Origin of the sequence: Nocardia sp. 852002-51101_SCH5132738 (genome assembly GCF_001665695.1) — a bacterium.
GTDB classification, from domain to species: Bacteria; Actinomycetota; Actinomycetes; order Mycobacteriales; family Mycobacteriaceae; genus Nocardia; species Nocardia nova.
In genome coordinates, this window is sequence record NZ_LZML01000053.1 from 1 (window position 1) to 2,161 (window position 2,161).

Below are 2,161 nucleotides of genomic sequence, written 5' to 3' on the forward strand. Positions count from 1 at the left end.
GGTCCGACAGCATCTTGGACGGGTCGATAGGCTGGACAGAGGTCATCGCGTGAACTTTCTTTCCTTCAAGTGACTTGCCGGTCTTTTGAAGGATCACGCGGTGACCACCCTCTACTCGGCTACGACACGCCCAGACTTCGCTGAGGGCCCGTCGTACACCATCCTGCTGGACTCAACCGCGCCGTGGCCTGTTGCTGCCGCTGGGTTATCGCGCGGACCGCAAGTTGTGGGCTATGTTGCGGCGCAGGGTGTTCCGTGATCCGCCGACACGGCGCAATCGAGTGTGGCAGACCGATTTCAGTGAATTCGAGACTGAGGGCGGAGGGATCTGGCGGATCTGTGCGGTGGTCGATTACGTGACGAAGTACTGCCTGGCAGTCACTGTGACGCCGACGGCTCGCGGTGCCGATGCGCTGGCTTGTCTGCGGCTTGCGGTCGCCGAGGCGCAGCGTGTTCTCGGCATAGATGACTTGCGCGCCGATCGTGGATCAGCGGAGGTTGTCGGCCCTACGGATGAGGTGGTCGGCATGGTGCCTGTGCCGATCGCGGTAGTGTCGGACAACGGGCCATGTTTCCGTGGCGAAGTATTCAAGACCGCGTTTACAGGGCCGGACCCGCTGCTGCGACATGTTCGTACGAGGGTTCGCTCACCGCAGACCAATGGTGTGATCGAGCGGTTTTTCGGCACGGTGAAATACGAGCATCTGTATCGCGGAGCGATCGCCGACGGCGACGCCTTGGATATGGAGGTTCATCGGTTCCGCATGGGGCTGCTGCACGTTTGGGTGACAGTGGTTATGCGGCCTGAATTACCGCTGGGGTCATGATTGTCTCGTACTCGATGGGGGTCAATCGGCCGAGGCGGGTCTGGCGTCGGCGTCGGTGGTAGGTGCGTTCGATCCAGGTCACGATCGCGATCCGTAGTTGTTCGCGGGTGTCCCACCGCTGCCGGTCCAAAACATTGCGTTGCAGCAGGCTGAAGAAGCTTTCCATGGCGGCGTTGTCGCCGGCCGCGGCGACGCGGCCCATGGATCCGGCCATGCGATGACGGTTTGATCGTGTGGACGAAATGTCTCGAGCGAAACTTGGAGCCGCGGTCGCTGTGCACAACACAGCCCGCCACATCACCGCGGCGGGCAACGGCATTGTTCAGCGCGGTCACCGCCAGGTGGGACTTCATCCGCGAATCGATGGAATAGCCGACGATCCGGTTGGAGAACACGTCTTTGACCGCACAAAGTTACAGCTTGCCTTCATTCGTGCGATGTTCCGTAATATCCGTGAGCCACAACAGGTTTGGTCGATCAGCGGTGAAGTTCCGCTGCACCAGATCATCGTGGACTGGCGGTCCCGGTTTGCCGTTCTTTCCGCGCCGAGGTTTGCCGAACGCACTCCACCACCGGTTGGTCGAGCAGATCCGCCATGCGGTGCGCTCGGCCATCGCCTCGCCGGCTTCACGAGCCTCATCGGCGAGGAACCGGTACCCGAACTCGGGGTCGTCGCGGTGCGCGTCGAACAACGCGTTGGCTCGATACGCCTGCGCGATCTCACCGGCGGTGACCGGTTCGGCCAGCCATCGGTAGTAGGGCTGGCGAGCGAGCTGCAACACCCGGCACGTCACCGCCACGGCAATCCCGTCGACGGCAAGCTCTTTCACGAGCGGGTAGAGCCTTTTCCCGGTAGCTGCGCCTGCGACAAATACGCCGCAGCGCGGCGCAGCACTTCGTTTTCCTGCTCCAGCAACCGGATACGGCGCCGAGCATCACGCAACTCGGCCGACTCCGTTCGCGTCGGTCCCGGCTTGTTCCCTTCGTCGATGTCGGCTTGGCGCATCCATTTCGACAACGTCATCGGATGGATCCCGAAATCGGCCGCGATCTGATCCAGCGTGACTCCGTCATCGCGGTTGCGGGCAACCCGGACCACATCGTCGCGGAACTCCTTCGGATACGGCTTCGGCACAGTGACATCCTCTCAAGCCCGCCCCTCGGCAAGCCATCTCGGTTGTCACCTATCCGTGCAGCAGCCCCAAGCCAGGTCCGGTGTTGTCGGGCGGGTGGCTTACCGCTGGTGGCTGGGTCGGGGTGGGGTGTGGGCGGTGAGGAAGTCGTATCCGAAGGAGTTCCGCGACGATGTGGTCCGGGTTATCCGCTGCCGATAT

Annotated in this window: 1 protein-coding gene and 1 pseudogene; one reads left to right on the forward strand and one right to left on the reverse strand. The window is 62.5% G+C overall.

Annotated elements, in window-relative coordinates:
- Window positions 1-191: 191 nt before the first annotated feature.
- Window positions 192-827, forward strand: coding sequence for a DDE-type integrase/transposase/recombinase (locus A5789_RS08200; protein ID WP_155525800.1), 636 nt, complete (start codon window positions 192-194; stop codon window positions 825-827).
- On the opposite strand, the pseudogene A5789_RS36365 reads toward A5789_RS08200, so the two are convergent.
- A pseudogene (locus A5789_RS36365) lies at window positions 796-1,962 on the reverse strand (IS3 family transposase). The gene A5789_RS08200 and the pseudogene A5789_RS36365 sit on opposite strands and share 32 nt — an antisense overlap.
- Window positions 1,963-2,161: the final 199 nt, after the last annotated feature.